The 17,818-nt window shown below is 73.9% G+C and carries 10 protein-coding genes; 3 read left to right on the top strand and 7 right to left on the bottom strand.

The window, feature by feature from the left end; translation table 11 throughout:
• Nucleotides 1-28: 28 nt before the first annotated feature.
• From ACWD3H_RS40690 to ACWD3H_RS40660, 7 genes are read right to left on the bottom strand one after another with little or no spacing between them, the layout of a single operon-like run.
• Entirely contained in the window at nt 29-334 is a 306-nt protein-coding gene (locus ACWD3H_RS40690) for a phosphopantetheine-binding protein (protein ID WP_350925224.1), read from the bottom strand.
• Nucleotides 331-759 carry an aspartate 1-decarboxylase gene (gene panD / locus ACWD3H_RS40685; protein WP_350925222.1) on the bottom strand — a complete coding sequence of 143 codons (429 nt, stop codon included), beginning with the start codon at nt 757-759 and terminating at the stop codon, nt 331-333. Before panD ends, ACWD3H_RS40690 begins: the two co-directional genes overlap by 4 nt.
• Before the next feature lie 13 nt (nt 760-772).
• On the bottom strand, nt 773-3,898 hold the full coding sequence (locus tag ACWD3H_RS40680; RefSeq protein WP_451958828.1) for an amino acid adenylation domain-containing protein: 3,126 nt from the start codon (nt 3,896-3,898) through the stop codon (nt 773-775).
• A gap of 8 nt (nt 3,899-3,906) precedes the next feature.
• Nucleotides 3,907-5,310, bottom strand: coding sequence for an amino acid adenylation domain-containing protein (locus tag ACWD3H_RS40675; RefSeq protein WP_451958827.1), 1,404 nt, complete (start codon nt 5,308-5,310; stop codon nt 3,907-3,909).
• Nucleotides 5,307-8,138, bottom strand: a complete 2,832-nt coding sequence (locus ACWD3H_RS40670) for a beta-ketoacyl synthase N-terminal-like domain-containing protein (RefSeq protein WP_451958826.1) — start codon at nt 8,136-8,138, stop codon at nt 5,307-5,309. Before ACWD3H_RS40670 ends, ACWD3H_RS40675 begins: the two co-directional genes overlap by 4 nt.
• The gene (locus ACWD3H_RS40665) at nt 8,135-9,832 is read right to left on the bottom strand and encodes a fatty acyl-AMP ligase (RefSeq protein ID WP_451958825.1); all 1,698 of its coding nucleotides are present in this window, start codon (nt 9,830-9,832) and stop codon (nt 8,135-8,137) included. The genes ACWD3H_RS40670 and ACWD3H_RS40665 overlap by 4 nt, the downstream gene beginning before the upstream one ends.
• On the bottom strand, nt 9,829-14,217 hold the full coding sequence (locus ACWD3H_RS40660; protein WP_451958824.1) for an SDR family NAD(P)-dependent oxidoreductase: 4,389 nt from the start codon (nt 14,215-14,217) through the stop codon (nt 9,829-9,831). The genes ACWD3H_RS40665 and ACWD3H_RS40660 overlap by 4 nt, the downstream gene beginning before the upstream one ends.
• Before the next feature lie 143 nt (nt 14,218-14,360).
• Here ACWD3H_RS40660 and ACWD3H_RS40655 point away from each other — a divergent pair, with 143 nt between their 5' ends.
• Genes ACWD3H_RS40655 through ACWD3H_RS40645 form a run of 3 tightly spaced genes read left to right on the top strand, consistent with a single transcriptional unit; the run spans nt 14,361 to nt 17,813 of the window.
• The gene (locus ACWD3H_RS40655; RefSeq protein ID WP_355557042.1) at nt 14,361-15,857 is read left to right on the top strand and encodes an amino acid adenylation domain-containing protein; all 1,497 of its coding nucleotides are present in this window, start codon (nt 14,361-14,363) and stop codon (nt 15,855-15,857) included.
• Nucleotides 15,854-17,194, top strand: a complete 1,341-nt coding sequence (gene ccrA, locus ACWD3H_RS40650; RefSeq protein ID WP_451958823.1) for a crotonyl-CoA carboxylase/reductase — start codon at nt 15,854-15,856, stop codon at nt 17,192-17,194. Before ACWD3H_RS40655 ends, ccrA begins: the two co-directional genes overlap by 4 nt.
• Nucleotides 17,195-17,204: 10 nt before the next feature.
• A complete protein-coding gene (locus ACWD3H_RS40645) occupies nt 17,205-17,813 on the top strand; it encodes an LOG family protein (RefSeq protein ID WP_350925206.1) in 609 nt (202 codons plus the stop codon).
• The last annotated feature ends 5 nt before the right edge of the window (nt 17,814-17,818 follow it).

Raw genomic sequence — 17,818 nt, 5'->3', positions numbered from 1 at the left:
GGCGGGGGAAGCTCCGGACGAGGATGTCTCAGGCGCTACGACCGGCACCTTCCACCTCCAGCGGCGAGTGCGGTGGGAGGGGTGACGCTCCGTCTTCCAGCAGACCGATGACGACCTGCGCCAGCTCGCCCACCGTCGGGTGGGTGAACACGTCCGCGACCGGCACCTCGACGCCGTGCCGTGCCCGGATCCTGGCGACGAGCTGGATGGCGACCAGCGAGTGGCCCCCGGCCTCGAAGAAGTCGTCGTCGAAACCGACACCGTCCAGGCCGAGCAGCAGCGTCCAGTCGTCGGCCAGCGCCTGGTGGACGGGGGTGTGCGTGGGCGCGCTCATCGTGTCCTCCTCGCCGCACCCGCGGGTGCGAGCTGGTCTTCTGCCCCCGGCACCGGGCGGGCGGGGTCGTGGTCGACGTCGACGATCCGGTTGGCCCCGTCCACATGGACGACCCGGGGCCGGTAGCCCGGCAGCTCTTCGCCCGAGTACTGGCCGTAGGAGATCAGGATCACCATGTCCCCGGGCGCGACCAGGTGGGCGGCGGCTCCGTTGATGCCGATCACCCCGCTGCCGCGCTCCCCGGCGATGACGTACGTCTCCAGGCGGGCGCCGTTGGTGATGTCGACGATCGCCACCTGCTCGCCGTCCAGCAGGTCGGCGGCGTCCATCAGGTTCTCGTCGATCGTCACCGAGCCGACGTAGTGCAGGTTCGCGTGGGTGACCGTCGCTCGGTGGATCTTGGATTTGAACATCGTGCGCAGCATCTCGGGCTTCCGTTCACACATGGGAGGCTGGTGACAGTGCCGAGAGCGGCGCGTGCGGGTCGCGCACCGCCGCTCCCAGCAGATGCAGCCATGCATCCACCAGACTCTCGACGGTGGATCCGTCGAACAGGCCGGTGTTGTAGGCGACCTCGCCGATGATCGAGTCCGGGGTCTCCGCGACCGAGCAGACGAGGTCGGCGACCGTGGTACGGGTCGCCAGGTCGATGGGGGTCACCGTCAGCTGTGGCAGGCGTACGCCCTCGGCGCCGGTGAGCGCGCTGAGCGGGACGCCGTTGAAGATGACGTCGAAGAAGGGGGAGCGGCCGGGCGCGCGCGGCGGGCGCAGCGCCTGGACCAGCCGCTCCAGCGGGACGTCCTGGTGGGCGTAGGCGCCGTGGACCACCTCGCGGACGCGGCCGAGCAGTTCGACGAAGGTCGGGTCGCCGCCGCAGGGGGTGCGCAGCACCAGCGTGTTGACGAAGAAACCGATCATCTGCTCGGTCTCCGGGCGGGTACGGCCGGGTACCGGGGAGCCCACCGCGACGTCGGCGCCGCCGCACGCCTGGAAGAGCGTGGCCTGGAAGGCTCCGAGCAGGGCGGCGAAGAGCGTCGTGCCCGCCTCGCGGCCGAGCCGGCGCAGCTCCTCGGTGACCCGTTCTTCGATCATGAAGGAGACCCTGGCGCCCGCGTAGGTCTGCACGGGCGGGCGCGGCCGGTCGATGGGCAGCTCGGCCGGGGTGATCCCGGCCAGCTGGGCGCGCCAGTAGTCGAGCTGCTCACCACCCGCGGCGTGCTCACGCTGCCAGGCGGCGTAGTCCACGTACTGCGCGGCCGGCTCGGGGAGCACGGCGGGCCGCCCGGCCAGCGCGGCCTCGTACAGGGTGGCCAGCTCCTGCCAGAGCACCTGCTCGGAGGCGGCGTCGTAACCGACGTGGTGGACGACCAGGGAGAACACGTGCTCGTAGGCGTCCAACCTGGTCAGCCTGGCCCGCACCGGCGCGGCGGCGGCGAGGTCGAAGGGGGTTTCCCAGTCGGCCTGCAGGGCGTCGGAGGCGGCGCTCTCGCGGGCGATGCGGGTCTCGCCGGGCGCGACGCCGAACCTCAGCCGGGGTCCGTGAGCGTCGACGCGCACCTCGGGAATGCCTTCGGGGCTCTCCACGTACCGGGTCCGCAGGATCTCGTGCCGGGCGACCAGTTCGTCGAACGCCTGGCGGAACGCCGCCACATCGAGGTGGCCGTGCAGGCGGCAGGCGGTCGGCACGTTGTACGCGGTCGAGCCGGGTGCCAGCCGGTGCAGGAACCAGAGGCGTTCCTGGCCGTAGGAGAGCGGCAGTGTCCCCTCGCGGGACACCCTCGGCAGCGGCGGAAGCTGCTCGGCGCGGGTCTCGGCCACCTCCTCGGCGAGCTCCTCCAGCGACTCGGCGGAGAAGAGCAGGTAGAGCGGGAAGTCGATGCGCAGATCGTCCTGGATGCGGAACATGACCTGGGTGGCGAGCAGGGAGTTGCCGCCCAGCTCGAAGAAGTTGTCGTCCAGGCAGACCGTGTCCAGGTCCAGGACGTCGGCCCAGATGGTGGCCAGCGCCTGCTGCACGGCGGTGACCGGGGGCCTCCCCTCGGCCCGCTCGGCGGGCGGGGTGATCTCCGGCAGCGCGGCCCGGTCCACCTTCCCGCTGCTGGTCAGCGGCATCCGGTCGATCACCGCGAGCTGCGCGGGGATGAGGTAGGGCGGGAGCCGGTCGACCAGATGGGCCCGCAGCTCCGCCGGGTCGGGGGCGGCACCGGAGGCCACCACGTAGCCGAGCAGACGTTCCCCGGCGACCGTGACGGCGGAGCGCTCGACCCCGGGATGGGCGTCCAGGGTGGCCTCGATCTCGCCCAGTTCGACCCGTACCCCGCGGATCTTGACCTGGTGGTCGGTGCGGCCGAGGAAGTCCAGGGCGCCGTCGGGGCGGCGCCGCCCCAGGTCGCCGGTGCGGTACAGCCGCGAGCCCGGCGGGCCGTACGGGTCGGGGACGAAGCGCTCGGCGGTCAGCGCGGGCCTGCGGTGGTAGCCGCGCGCCAGGCCGATCCCGCCGATGAACAGCTCGCCCGCCGCACCGTCGGGTACGAGCTCTCCCGCCTCGTCCAGCACGTGCACGGTGTTGCCGGTGAAGGGCGTTCCGATGGAGACGACCGGGCCCGCGTGCGGGTCGTGCGGGTCGTAGGTGTACAGGGTGGAGTCGATCGACACCTCGGTGGCGCCCCACTGGTTGTGCAGCCCGCAGCCGTACACGCCGATCTGCTCGTGGAAGGCGAGCGCCAGGGGTGCGGTCAGCGCCTCCCCGCTGGAGATCACGTGGCGCAGGTGCGGCAGCGGCGGCAGCCCGGCGCGGCGATGCGCCGCCAGGAACAGCGCGAGCATGCTGGGCACGAACTGCACGACGGCGGCGCCGAAGCGCGAGGTGGCCTCCAGCAGCGCCACCGGGTCCCGGTGCTCGCCCGGCGGCAGGATCGCCACCACCCCGCCGGTCGACAGCGGCCAGAACACCTCCACCGCCGAGTCGTCGAAGCTGAGCGTGGTCTTGTGCAGCACGGCCTCGCCTGGTTCGAGGCGGTGCTCGGCCTGCATCCACCGCATCCGGTTGACCCAGCCCCCGTGCGTGCTGGCGACCCCCTTGGGAGTGCCCGTCGAGCCGGAGGTGTAGTAGAGGGAGACCAGGTTGCCCGGGCGTACCCCGGAGCCGGCGGGGGTCGTCGGGTGGCGGTCGAGCAGCGCGCTGTCGCGGTCGAGCAGCACGACGCGGGTGAGGTCGCCGGGCAGCAGGTGGGCGAGTGCCTGCTCGCCCACCGACACCGGCGCCGCGCCCTCGGCGACCATGAGCCGCGCCCGGGCGGGCGGCGCGTCGGGGTCGATCGGCAGGTAGGCTCCGCCCGCCTTGAGGATGCCGCACAGCGCGATGACCAGGTCCAGTCCCCGGTGCACGCACACCGCCACGGGGGTGTCGGCGACCACTCCCAGCTCGCGCAGGTGGTGGGCGAGCTGGTTGGCGCGCCGGTCCAGCTCGCGGTAGGTCAGGGTGTGGCCGTCGGCATCGATGACGGCCACGGCGCGGGGGGTCCGCTCCACCTGGGCTTCGACCAGCTCGTGCAATCCGGCCACGACTTCTCCTAACGGTTCGCCGACGCCAGCAGGGCGACGCGGTCGATCTTCTTGGTGGGAGTCAGCGGGAAGGCGCCGCGCACCTCGATCCTGGACGGGATCATGTAGGCGGGCAGGTGGGCGGCCAGGTGCTTGCGCAGCGCCCGGGGGGTGACATCCCCCTGGGCGAACAGCAGCAGGCCCTCGTCCACGACGTGCGCGGCGGCCAGCTCGACCAGCGGGTGCTCCTGGGCCACGCACTCGATCTCACCCAGTTCGATCCGGTAGCCGCGCAGCTGGACCTGCCGGTCACGGCGCCCGGTGAACCAGAGCCGGCCGTCGGGGCGCAGCCGGCCCAGGTCGCCGGTCCGGTAGAGCCTGCCGTGCTCGGGGTGGTCGACGAACCGTTCGGCGGTCAGCTCGGGGGCGCCGCCGTAACCGAGGGCCACGCCTAGCCCGCCGACGTGGATCTCGCCCTGCTCGCCGTCCGGTACCCGTTCACCGGCGTCGTCGAGCAGGACGACGTGGTAACCGGCCAGCGGTCTGCCCACCGGCAGCGGGTCCGGCTCTTGGGCGGTGACGAGCCCGGCGGTGCACCACACGGTGACCTCGGTGGGGCCGTAGAAGTTCCAGACGCGCCCGGCGCGCCCGGCCAGCTCGGCGGCCAGCCGGGCGGTCAGCACCTCGCCGCCGCAGACGGCCTGCAGTTCCTCGCGCCCCGGCGTCAGGTACGGCAGCAGAAAGCGCCAGGCGGTGGGGGTGGCGTGCACGACGGTGGCACGGTGCCTCTCCAGCCAGCCCACCAGCCGTTCCGGGGCGGCCTGGAGCGCCTCGGAGGTCACCAGGGTCGCGCCGCCGTGGCTGAGCGGGACGAACATCTCCAGCAGCGCGATGTCGAAGGAGAAGGTCTGGTTGGCGGCGTACCGGTCGGCGGGGCCGGGGCCGAGCAGTTCGGCGACGGCGCGCACGCAGTTGTGCAGTGAGGCGTGCGAGACCAGCACCGCCTTGGGCCGCCCGGTGGAACCGGAGGTGAACATCACGTACGCGCACCGCTCCGGCTCGGCGTCACCGGTCCGCAACTCGGCCGTGCCCTCGGTGCCCTCGGCGCACGGTACGGAGTCGAGGAGCAGGCTCATGCCCGCCTGGCGCTGCTGGAAGCGCAGCCGCTCGGGCGGCAGGGCCGGATCGAGGGGCAGGAAGACCGCGCCGGCCTGCCAGATGCCCAGGACCACCGCCACGTAGTCGGCCGAGCGGGGCAGCGCGACACCGACCACGTCACCGGGGCGTGCCCCTCTCTCCCGCAGGACGTCGGCCACCGCGTTGGCACGGGCGGCCAGTCGCCCGTAGCTGAGCTCGGAGGCCGGGTCGAGGGCGGCGACCGCGCCGGGCGCGTGTCTCACCTGCCGGGCCACCTCGTGCAGGACGGTGTTCACGCGACCACCTCCTGCGGGACGGTGCCGGCGTGGCCGGACGCGGGCGGGCGCTCGGGCAGGTGCGCGGGCCGTTCGCGGGACCAGGGGAGCAGTGGGATGGACGCCACGGCCCCCGGTGGGTTGAGCGCGGCCCAGTCGAGGTCGTGGCCGAGCTCGTAGAGGCGGATCAGCACGCCGGGCAGGTCGCTCGCGCTCGCGTGGCGCACCACGCGAGCCTGCCTGCCCCCTGGGGCGCCGCGCAGCCGGGGGCCGAGTTCGGCGGCACCGATCTCCACGAAGGTGCGTACTCCCCGGTCCAGTGCGAGGGCGAGCGCGTCGCCGAGCAGGCTCGGGGTGGCCAGGTGGCGCGCCCAGTGCCGGGCGCCCTGCGCGCGGCCGTCGACCGGCCCGCCGGTGAGCGTCGACAGCGCCGCCGTCTCACCGGTGTTGACGGGCAGCCCCTGCAGGGCGAGTTCCAGCTCGGCGGCGAGTGGCGCGGCCAGCGCGCTGTGGTCGGCGGTGGCGGGGCCGAGGTCGCCGCAGAGCACGTCTCCCGCGCTGAGGGTGGCGGCCAGGGTGGCCAGCGCGGCCCGGGGACCGACGATGACACAGGTCTGCGCGTCCTCCACGGTGGCCACCGCGAGCGCGGGACCGATCCGCGCGCACAGCGCCTCCGCCAGCCTGCGCGCCAGCCGCACCCGTAGCGCGTGCACCGGCGCCGACCTGGCCAGCAGTCTGGCGCGGTGCCCGGCGACGGCGTCCGCGGCGGTGGGCGACAGCACGCCGCGGTGGCGGGCGGCGGCGACCTCCCCCGCGCCGTGGCCGATCACCAGGTCGGGACGGACGCCCGCCCGGCGCAGTTCGGCGGCGAGGCCGGCGTGCGCGGCGGCCGTCCCGGCGCCCGGCTCGTCGGCGAAGACCAGGGCCAGGCCGCCGGGTGCCGCGCCGCCGGGTGTCGCGGCGGCCAGATCGGTCAGTGCCCTGTCGAGCTCCCGGCTCAGCTCGGCGGCGTCGGCGCCGGTCACCCCGACCCGGTAGGCGTGGTGGTCGCGCCGTTCCCCGGCCGTGTGGCAGGCCGCCGCCAGGTCCAGTTCCGGATCGTCCAGCGCGGTCCGCCAGCGCACGACCAGCTCCCGCAGCCCGGCGTGCGTGTGCGCCGAGAGCGGCAGGTAGTGGCGGGTGCGCGAAACCGCTGCCGGTGGATACGACCACGTCTCGGCGGGCGGTCCCCCCTCGCAGTCCTCCCAGGCCTGCCGCCGGGCGGGAACGCCTCCACGCGTGACGGGTGTGCGCCGCCGCTCGGGCGGTGCCTGGAGGATCAGATGGGCGTTGGTGCCGCCGAAACCGAAGGAGCTGACGCCGGCCAGGCGGCCGGTCCAGGGTTCCAGGCTCCGCTGCACGCGCAGGCCGCCGCCGGACCAGTCGAAGTCCTCGGCGAGCTCGGTGGCGTGCAGGCTGGCAGGCAGCGTGCCGTGGAAGAGCGCGAGGGCCAGCTTGGCCAGGCCGGCCGCACCGGCCGCCGCCTCCAGGTGCCCCAGGTTGCTCTTGACCGAGCCGATCCGCAGCGCGGCGCGGCGCGGCGCCGTGCCCAGCACCTCCGACAGGGCGCGCAGCTCCATCAGGTCGCCCAGCCGGGTGCCCGAGCCGTGCGCCTCGACGTAGCCGACGTCACCGGGGTCGACCCCCGCGGCGCGGCATGCCGCGCGCAGCAGCCGTACCTGCGCGGGGGCGCTCGGCGACATCAGACCGTTGGTACGCCCGTCGCTGTTGACCGCGCCACCGAGGATGAGGGCGTAGATCCGGTCCCCGGCGGCGAGCGCGTCGCCCAGGCGCCGGAGCGTCACCATGACGGCGCCCTCGGAGCGGCCCATGCCGTCGGCCCCGGCGCCGAAGGACTTGCACCGGCCGTCGGGGGCCAGCACGCCCGCCGTACGGAAGCACAGGCCGATGTCCGGCGAGAGGATGGCGTTGACTCCGCCGGCGAGGGCGATGTCGCACTGCCCCGTCCGCAGTGCGGTCACCGCCTGGTGGACGGCGACCAGCGACGACGAGCAGGCGGTGTCGACGGACATCGAGGGGCCGTGCAGATCGAAGACGTAGGAGATGCGGTTGGCGGCCACGCTGTGCGCCACACCGGTCGGGGTGTAGAGGCCGGGCTCGGCCGCGGCGAGTCCCGGGCTGAAGCTGCTGACCAGGAAGTCCCCGCTGCTGATGCCCGCGAACACGCCCGTCTGGCTCCCGGCCAGATCGGCGAGGCGGAGCCCGGCGTCCTGCAGGGACTCGTGCGCGACCTCCAGCAGCAGCCGCTGCTGCGGGTCCATCGCCTCCGCCTCGCGGGCGTTGACCGTGAAGAACGCCGGGTCGAAGCCCTCCACGTCCGGCAGGAACCCGCCCTCGCCCACCCCTGGCTCGCGCCAGCCCGGGTGGTGCGCGGCCCGCTCGCCCGGCACCGTGCCGACCGCGTCGACGCTGTCCGCCAGCAGCCGCCAGAGCCGTCCGGGGCCGTCGGCCCCCGGCAGGCGGCAGCCGATGCCGACGATCGCCACCGGTTCGGCGGAGTGGGCGGGGGCCTCATGCCCGCCCCGGGCGCGGGAGGTGCCGTGGCCGGAGGTCCTGCGATCCGGTTGTGCTACGGCTCCCGCCAGATGTTCGGCCAGGGCGCGCGGGGTGGGGTGGTCGTAGAAGACCGTGTTCGGCAACGGGGTGCCCAGCCGGGCCTCCAGTTCGGCGGCGAGGGCGACCGCGTCGGCCGAGCCGATGCCGTAGTCGATGAACAGCCGGTCGGCGTCGACATCGGCCAGGCCGGCGCGTTCGGCGACCAGGGAGGTCAGCAGGTCCAGGACGTTCATCGCCCGGCCGCCACCGGATCGGCGTCCGCGAGGGCGGGCGAGGTCCATCCGGCCAGCACGGTGAAGCGGCCCTCCGCCAGCATGGCGCGGCACTCGCGGCGCCGGATCTTTCCACTGGTGGTCTTGGGAACGCTGCGCGGCTCGACCAGGAACACCCCGTCGAGCAGCACGTCGTGCTCCCTGGCCACCGCGAGGCGGATCTCGGTGATCAGCTCGCCGAGATCCCCCGCGGTCGCGGCCGTGACCTCGGCGACCACCACCGCGGCCTCGGCCTGCGGCACGTCACCGGTGGGCTCGATGGCGAAGGCTGCGCCGCAGCCGCCCCGCACGGCGGGGCTGACCCGCTCGACGGTGTACTCGACGTCCTGGGGATAGTGGTTGACCCCGTTGAGCACGATCAGGTCCTTGTGCCGGCCGACGATCACCACGCCGTCGCCGTCCAGCACGCCGAGGTCTCCGGTACGCAGGAAGTTCTCCTGGCGTCCCGGCAGCCGGGCGTGGAAGGTCTCGGCGGTGGCGTCGGGGCGCTGCCAGTAGCCGGCCGCCACCGAGGGTCCCGACACCCACACCTCGCCCACCTCGCCGGGCTCCCGCGCCAGCCCGGTGTCGGGGTCGGCGATCTGGACGACCGTGTCGTCCAGCGGGGTGCCGCAGCGCACGTAGTGGCGCTCCCCCACCCGTACGCCGGGGTCGGCGACCGACAGCGGCCCGGTGGAGACGACCAGGGTGGCCTCGGCCATGCCGTACCCGACGTGCAGGCTCGCGGCGTCGAATCCGGCGGGGGCGAACCGCTCGGCGAAGCGGCGCAGGGTGTCCCGCCTGAGCGGCTCGGCACCGTTGATCGCCACCCGCCAGCCGCTCAGGTCCAGGGTGGCGATCTCGGCGTCGGTGACCTTGCGGGCGCACAGCTCGTAGGCGAAGTTGGGCGCGTAGCAGAGCTGCCCGCCGTGCTCGGAGATGGCCCGCAGCCAGGCGAACGGCCGGGCGGCGAACGTCTGCGGCGACATCTTCACCACGTGCGCGCCCCACAGCAGCGGCGACAGCAGCGATCCGATGATCCCCATGTCGTGGTAGAGCGGCAGCCAGGAGACCGTGGTCGTCTCGTGGGTGGCCCCGACGGCGGCGGCCACCGCGCGGGCGTTGTGCGTCAGGCCGCCGTGGGTGACCATGACGCCCTTGGGGTCGCCGGTCGATCCCGAGGTGTACTGCAGGAACGCCAGGTCGCCGGGTGCGGGCAGCCTCCAGTGGTCGGCGGCGTCGCCGAGGAACAGGTCGGCGAAGTGCAGCCAGCCGCGGAAGCCGGGCAGGGTCGCCAGTGCGTCCGCGTCGGGGAGCGGCTCGGGGGCGATCGCGTAGGCGGCGCCGGAGTCGCGGGCGATGGAGGCGATCTTCGACCAGGCGGACCTGAAGTGCGCGAGGGAGGGCAGGTAGACGGGCACGGGCAGGGCCCCGGCCAGCATGCAGCCGTAGAAGACGGGCGCGTACTCGGCGGAGGAGGGGCAGACCAGGAGCACGCGCTCGCCGCACGCGCCGGCCTCGGTGAGGCGGGTGGCGACCTGGCGGGCACGCAGGGCCAGCTCGGCGAAGGTCCACCGGGTGCGCTCGTCCCTGCCCAGGAAGGTCAGCGCCGGGCGCTCACCGTGCTCGTCGGCGGTGCTCAGCAGCGACGCCAGCACCGAATCATGAAATGTCATGCCATACCTCCGATGTGGTCGTTGAGAAGCTCGTCCAGCAGGGCGTCCACCTGGGCGTCGGACAGGGCGTCCAGCCGCGCCGCCATCGGGTCACGGGTATCGGTCTCGCCGGCCGGCCGGTCGTCCAGATGGGCGCTCACCCGCCCGGCCAGCTCGGTGACGGTGGGACCGTCGAGGAAGGCCGGGGCCGGCAGGCGCACCCCGAGCCGGGCCTCCAGAAGGTTGCGCAGCTCGACGGCCATCAGCGAGTCCAGTCCCAGCCGGGTCAGCGACGCCTTCGGGTCGATCGCGGCCGGTGAGGTGCGCAGCACCCCCGCCACCCACTCGACGAGCGCCCGCTCCAGCTCCTGGGGGGTCGTGATGCTCAGCCGGCCGGCCCCGGCGTGGCCGGCCGCCAGCCCGGCGAAGATCGACCAGTGCTCGTGTCCGGGGTTGTTCGCGAACCAGGCGGGCGCGTCCAGCGGGACGACCGCCACCTGGGCCGGCAGCTCGGCGAGCAGCTCGGCGAGGATCCGCAGGCCCGACGCGGTGTCGATGGAGCCCATGCCCCGGTCGGCCAGCCTGCCCGCCCGGTCCGGCCGGGCGGCGAGCCCGATCTGTGACCAGACGCCCCAGTCGACGCTGGTGGCGGGCAGGCCCCGGTTCCTCCTCCAGTGCGCGAAACCGTCCAGGAAGGCGTTGGCCGCCGCGTAACCGGCCTGGCCGCCGGAGCCGAGCAGCCCAGCCGCCGAGGAGAACAGCACGAACAGCTCCACCGGGTCGCCGCAGGTCAGCTGGTGCAGGTTGCGGGTGCCGGCCACCTTGGGGCGCAGCACCTCGGCTACCTCGTCGAGGTCGACGGCGGCGATCGTGCGGTCGCGCAGCACCCCGGCGGCGTGCAGGACACCGCGGATGGGCGGCGCCTGGGCGCGGAGCCCGTTGAGCGCCCGCTCCAGCGCGCCCGCGTCGGCGACGTCGGCGGCCAGCACCACGACCCGCACGCCCTCCTCGCGAAGCGCGGCGATCCGCTCCCGCGCGGCCTGCCCGGGCTCGCTCCTGCCCAGCAGGGCGAGATGCCTGGCTCCCTGCCGTACGAGCCCCTCGGCCGCGGCCAGGCCGAGACCGCCCAGACCGCCGGTGACCAGGTAGGTGCCGTCGGCGCGCAGCCGGGGCCGGTCGAAGGTGAGCACCACCTTGCCGATGTGCCTGGCCGAGGCCATGTGCCGGAACGCCGCCTCGGCCTCCGCCGCCGGGAAGGCCGTCACCGGCAGCGGGCCGAGATCGCCCGCCGCGACCGCGTCCACCACCTCGCGCAGCATCGCGCCGACCAGTGCCGGGCGCCGTCCGGCCAGCGAGAACGCCTCCACCGCGTGAAAGGACAGGCTCTTGGCGAAGGGGGCGAGCGGCAGCGGCCGGTTCTCCGCGATGTCGCGCTTGCCGAGTTCGACGAACCGGCCGAAGGGCGCCAGGATCCGCAGCCCCTCGTCGACGGCCTGTCCGGCCAGGCAGTTGACCACCATGTCGACCCCGGCGCCGCCGGTGGCCTCCAGGACCTGGTCGGCGAAGTCCAGCGAGCGCGAGTCGAAGACGTGCCGGATGCCCTGTTCCCTGAGCCAGGCCCGCTTGCCGGGCGAGCCCGCGGTGGCGAGGACCTCCGCGCCCGCCCGCCGGGCCAGCCGCACCGCCGCCTGGCCGACGCCTCCGGCCGCGGCGTGGATCAGCACCCGCTCCCCCGCCTCCAGCCGGGCCAGCCGCTCCATGCCGTAGACCACGGTGACGTACGCCGCGGGGAGCGTCGCCGCCGCGGTGAAGTCCAGATCGCCGGGGATGGGCACGGCCAGCCGGGCGTCCACGGTGACGTGCGAGGCCATCGCGCCGATCTCGGCGACCAGGGCCACCACCCGGCTGCCTACGGCCAGGCCCGTGACGCCACCGCCGACGGCGGTCACCTCGCCCGCGCACTCCAGGCCGTAGCCGAGTGGCTCCGGCTGCTCGCCCAGCATGCCGATCCCGCGCAGCACGTCGTTGAAGTTGAGCCCGGCGGCGTGTACCCGGATCCGTACCTCTCCCGCCCCCGGCGCCCGGGGAACGTCCTCGGCCAGGCAGAGGGTGGCCAGGTCCTGCCGGGCGCGCTGGACGAGCCGGTGCGGGCCGCGCGGCCCGGCCGGTCGCGGGGTGAGGCGCGGCGCGAACGGCCTGCCACCTCGCAACGCGACCTCGTTCTCACCCGCGAGCCTCCAGGTGGGCCGCTCGGCGCCGGCGTCGCCCGGGGTCCAGCAGGACGGCTCGTGCTCGCCGTCCAGATCGATCAGGGTGCAGCGCAGCTCGGGGTGTTCGTGCCTGATCGTGCGCGCCATCCCCCACACGGCGGCGGCGTCGGGGTCCACCGGGTCGCCCGGCTCGACCGGCTGGGCGTTCCTGGTCACCACCCACAGCCGGTCCGGCTCCGGCTGGGCGATCAGCTCCCGGGTCAGTTCCAGCAGCGACCGCAGTGCCTCCTCGGCGGGCCGTCCCGGTTCGACCCGGTGGACCACACCGTCGAACGGCTCGTCCGCGCCCGCCTCCACCGGCACCCAGCGCGTGCTGTACGTCCAGCCGCCGGCCCCGGCGCCGCGCGCGATCCCGTGCAGCCGTACCCCGCGCAGTGCCAGTACCACCCGGCCATCCTCGTCGCAGGCGTCGATGTCGAGCGTCACCTCCGCCCCATCACCCGTTCCGGCGTTCTCGTACGGAGCGGCGTCCGCCTCCGGGTGCGCGCCGGCCCCATCGCCGGCACTGTTGTCGGCCCCGTCGCCGATGCCCGTCGCGGACGCGACCCTGGCGTGCGCCCAGCGGGCCGCGCCGACCTCGCCGAGCACCGACACCCGGGCCACCGCCCGGGGCAGGTAGAGGTCGTCGCCTTCGGCGAGGACGGGCGCCGCCGCCTGCAGGCAGGCGTCCAGCAGCGCCACGTCGAGGCGGTACGGCCAGGGGCCGGAGGCGGGCTCGCCGTCGCGGGCCGGCGAGAGGGGGGAGGCGGCGCGCAGGCGGGCGAGGGACTCTCCGGGGGCGGTGAAGACCTCCTCGATCCGCTGGAAGGCCGGACCGTACCGCATGCCCCTGGCGGTGAAGCCCGAATACAGCTCCTCCGCTCCGATCCGGGTGGCGCACCTGGACCTGAGCGGCGACAGCTCCAGGTGCGCCACGGCCTGCGGGGTCGCGCGGGAGGCCGAGGCGTGGGTCCGCCCCTCGACGGTGAGGTCGATCGCGTCACCGTCGAGCCGGGTGGCCAGGCGGCGCGGCGCGTCCAGGAGCAGCGGGGCGTGGAACTCCACCCCGGCCAGCGCACCGGAGTGTTCCAGGGCGGCCGCCAGGTATCCGGCGCCGGGGAAGACCGGCCGGCCCTCGACCCGGTGGTCACCCAGAGGGCCGTCCGCGGTGAGCTCCACCTCGCGCAGGCGGGCGAGCGAGCCCGCGAAGGCGGTGTCGTCCTCCTTGTGCACGGACGCCAGCAGCCGGGCGTCGATGTCGCGCAGTCCGGACAGCAGGGTGGGGTGCGGGCTGAGCTCGACGAACGTGTCGTAGCCCGCGTCCAGGAGTTGCCGGATCACCGGCCAGAACAGGACGGGCTCGCGCAGGTTGCGGCACCAGTAGTCGGCGTCGAGCACCGCGCCGGGGCGGCCGGTGACGGTCGACCAGAGCGGGATCCCCGCGCGGTTCGGCACCAGGGCGGCCAGTTCCTCGCGCAGCTCCGGCAGGAGGGGGTCGACGTGGTGGCTGTGGCCGGCGACGTCGGCGCCGACCAGGCGGCAGAAGACGTCCTCCCAGCGGAATTGCTCGACGAGCGCGTGGACCGCGTCGTGGTCGCCCGCCACCACCGTCGAGCCGGGCGCGTTGGTGGCGGCCAGGCAGATCCGGCCGGCGCCGGTTCCACCGTCGCCGGGAACGCCGGGGATCTCGGGTGCGGCCCTACGGTGGCCGTTCTGCTCGGCGACCAGGGCGGCGGTCTCCTCCCAGCCGAGGCCGACCAGCGCCATGGCGCCCGCCCCGCTGAGCCTGCGGTAGAGCCGGCTGCGGACGCCGACGACCCTGGCCGCCTCCGCCAGGGTCAGGGCGCCCGCCACGTGGGCGGCGGCGAGCTCGCCCAGGCTGTGCCCGACCACCGCGGCGGGTACGACGCCGTTGGCCGCCCAGAGCCTGGCCAGCCCGATCTGGAGGGCGAAGAGAGCGGGCTGGACCACGTCGATCCGGTCGGCGTCGGCCCTGCCTGCCAGCACGTCGGTGACGGATCGGTCCGTGTACGGTTCGAGCGCGAGCTCGCACTCCCGGATCGCCGCGGCGAAGACCGGTTCCTGCTCCAGCAGGGCACTTCCCATGCCACGCCACTGGGCACCCTGGCCGGGAAAGACGAAAACGACACCGTTCATGCCGAGAAGCATCGCCAGGCGCGGCTCCGGCGTCTTCCGTCGCGGGACGCGGACGGCACCTAGCCTCCCGGCCGGGTCGCCGGGGGAAGCCTAGCCCGCCGACGAATACCCATATGTCGTGCTATTGGAGATCGTCCTGATCTGTGGACGAAGAATTCGGCTCCCTGGCCTCGGCCTTCTACGAGCACGTGCGGCGGCGGCCCGACGCGCTCGCCGTCACCGACGAACACCGATCCGTGAGCTACGCGGAACTGGCGGGCGCCGCCTCCGAGATCCGCCGCTCGCTCGACGAGCTGGGGCTGGTCCCCGGCGACCGGGTCGGCATCTTCATGCGGCGCTCCTGGCGGGTCGTCGCCGCCATCGTGGCGGTGATCGGCCACGGCTGCACCTACGTCCCCCTCGACCCCGACTACCCCGCCGAGCGGGTGCGGTTCATGGCCGGCGACAGCGAGCTGCGTGCGATCTGCGCCGACCCGGACGGGCCATGGCCGTTCGCCGGGGTGCCGAGGGTCGAGGTCACCGGGGCGACCGGAGACGTGCTGCCGCCCGTCGAGCGCTCCGCTGAGATCCCCACCCACATCATCTACACCTCCGGCTCGACCGGGACCCCCAAGGGCGTCGCCACCCCCGAGGGCGCGGTGCTGGAGCTGTTCCGCTCCGCCCGCGAGCGGTTCTCCTTCGGATCCGGCGACGTGTGGAGCTGGTTTCACAGCCACTGCTTCGACTTCTCGGTCTGGGAGATGTGGGGGGCTCTGCTGCACGGCGGGCGCGTGGTCGCCGTCCCGGTCGCCGCCGGGCGCGACCCACGGCTGCTGCTGACGACACTGGACGCCGAGCGGGTGACCGTACTCTGCCAGGTGCCCAGCATGTTCAGGTATCTGGCCTGGGCCATGGAGCAGAGCCCCCGGCCGCTCGCGCTGCGCTACCTGATCTTCGGCGGCGAGGCCATCGACCGCGACACCATCCGCGCCTGGATGGACCTGACCGGCGGGCGTGAACAGATCGTCAACATCTACGGTCCCACCGAGACGACGGTCTTCTCCACCTGCACGGTCGTGGACCGCGCGATGGTGGAGGACACCTCGGGGCCCACGAACATCGGCCGGGCGCTGCGCCACGTCCGCACCGCCGTCGTCGGCACGGACGGCCACGCGGTGCCCACCGGTGCCGAGGGCGAGCTGTGGGTGGGCGGCACCGCCCTGGCCACCGGCTACGTCGGCCGCCCGGCACTCAACGCCGAGAAGTTCCCGGTGGCCGACCTGGGCGACGGCCGGCGGCGCTGGTACCGAACCGGCGACCTGGTACGGCAGCTGGAGTCGGGGTCCTTCGAGTATCTGGGCCGTATCGACTCCCAGGTCAAGATCCGCGGCTTCCGCGTCGAGCTGGGCGAGATCGAGGCCGTGCTGCGGCGCACGCCCGGCGTGAGCGACGCGGCCGTGATCGTGCGAACCCCGCCCGGCGGCGAGCCGCTGATCGTCGCCTACCTGGTCGGCACCCCGCTCTCCCCCCGCGAGCTGCGCTCCCTGTGCGGCGAGCGGCTGCCCGCGCACATGGTCCCCGCCCGGTTCCGCACCGTTCCCCTCCTCCCCCTGAACCCCAACGGCAAGCTCGACCGACTCGCCCTGGAGGCAGCGCGATGACCACCGCGATCCGAGACGCGATCCTGTCCGGCGAGCACGACCCCGGCCACTTCGAAGCGCTGGCCGTACCGGAGTCCTACTGGGGCGTCACCGTGCACGCCGACGAGGTCGACATGTTCGCCGGGATGCGCAGCGAGGACAAGGACCCGCGCAAATCACTGCACGTCGAGGAGGTCGCCACCCCCGAGGTCGGTCCCGGCGAGGCACTGCTGGCGGTGATGGCCAGCTCGGTCAACTACAACACCGTCTGGTCAGCGATCTTCGAACCGGTGCCCACCTTCGGGTTCCTGCGCCGCTACGGCCGCCGCAGCGAGCTGGCCCGCCGCCACGACCTCCCCTACCACGTGCTCGGCTCGGACGTCAGCGGCGTCGTACTGCGGGTGGGCCCCGGCGTCACCAAGTGGAAGCCCGGTGACCGCGTCGTCGCGCACTGCCTGTCGGTGGAGCTGGAGGACCCCGAGGGGCACGACGACACCATGCTCGACCCGCAGCAGCGGATCTGGGGATTCGAGACCAACTTCGGTGGCCTGGCGGAGCTGGCGCTGGTCAAGGCCAACCAGCTGATGCCGATGCCCGCCCACCTGACCTGGGAGGAGGCCGCCTGCTCCGGCCTGGTCAACTCCACCGCCTACCGGCAGCTGGTCTCGCGCAACGGCGCGGCCATGAAGCAGGGCGACACCGTGCTGATCTGGGGCGCCTCCGGCGGGCTCGGCTCCTACGCCACCCAGTACGCGCTGAACGGTGGCGCCACCCCGATCTGCGTCGTCTCCTCCCCCGAGAAGGCGGAGCTGGCCAGGAAGGCGGGCGCCTCCCTGATCATCGACCGGTCCGCGGAGGGTTTCTCCTTCTGGCTCGACGAGCACACCCCCGACGTCGCCGAATGGCGGCGCTTCGGCAGCCGTATCCGCGAGCTGACCGGCGGCGACGACCCCGACATCGTGTTCGAGCACCCCGGCAGGGAGACCTTCGGCGCGAGCGTCTACGTCTGCCGGCGCGGCGGGACGGTCGTGACCTGCGCCTCCACCACCGGGTTCATGCACTCCTTCGACAACCGGTACCTGTGGATGAGCCTCAAGCGCGTCGTCGGCACGCACTTCGCCAACTACCACGAGGCCTGGCAGGCCAACCGGCTCGTCGCCCAGGGACGCGTCCACCCGACCCTGTCGCGCACCTACGCCCTGGAGCAGAGCGCCGAGGCCGTGCACGACGTCCGCCGCAACACCCACCAGGGCAAGATCGGCGTGCTCTGCCTCGCCCCCGCCGAGGGTCTCGGCGTGCGCGACCACGAACTCCGCGAACGGCACCTGCCGGCGATCACGCGCTACCGGTCCTCCTAGGGAGACAGCGATGACCTCGACGATCCTCCAACCCGGCGCGGGTGTGCGCGGGGGCGGCAAACCACTGGAGATCTGCGTCTTCTGCGGCGCGGGACGGAGCAACTCACAGATCATCGTCGACATGGCCAGGGCGACCGGCAGGCTCATCGGGCAGCGGGGCCACCGCCTGATCTACGGCGGTGGCGGCTCCGGCCTGATGGGCGAGGTGGCGTGGGCCGCCTCGGAGACCGGCGCGACCATCCGCGGGATCATCCCCCGGTTCCTGTACGAGCGGGAGCGGGCGATCGCCGCGCCGGCGCAGGAGACGCACCTGACCGACAGCCTGCACCGGCGCAAGGAGCACATGCTGCGCGGCGCGGACGCCTTCATCGCGCTGCCCGGAGGCTACGGGACGCTGGACGAGATCCTTGAGGTGATCTCCGCCACCTACCTGGGCATGTCCGAGAAACCGCTGGTCATCGTGAACGCCGAGGGCGTCTGGGACGGCTTCATCAGCCTGGTCGAGACCCTGCGGCGGTTCGAGCTGATCTCCCTGGCCGGGCAGTCGATGTTCCACTCCGTCGCCTCCCCCGAGGAGGCCGTCTCCCTCGTCGAGCGTCTGACCGTCCCGGCGACCTGACCCCC

It is taken from the genome of Streptosporangium sp. NPDC002607, assembly GCF_053592655.1.
This window is presented reverse-complemented; position numbering and strand designations above follow the sequence as displayed.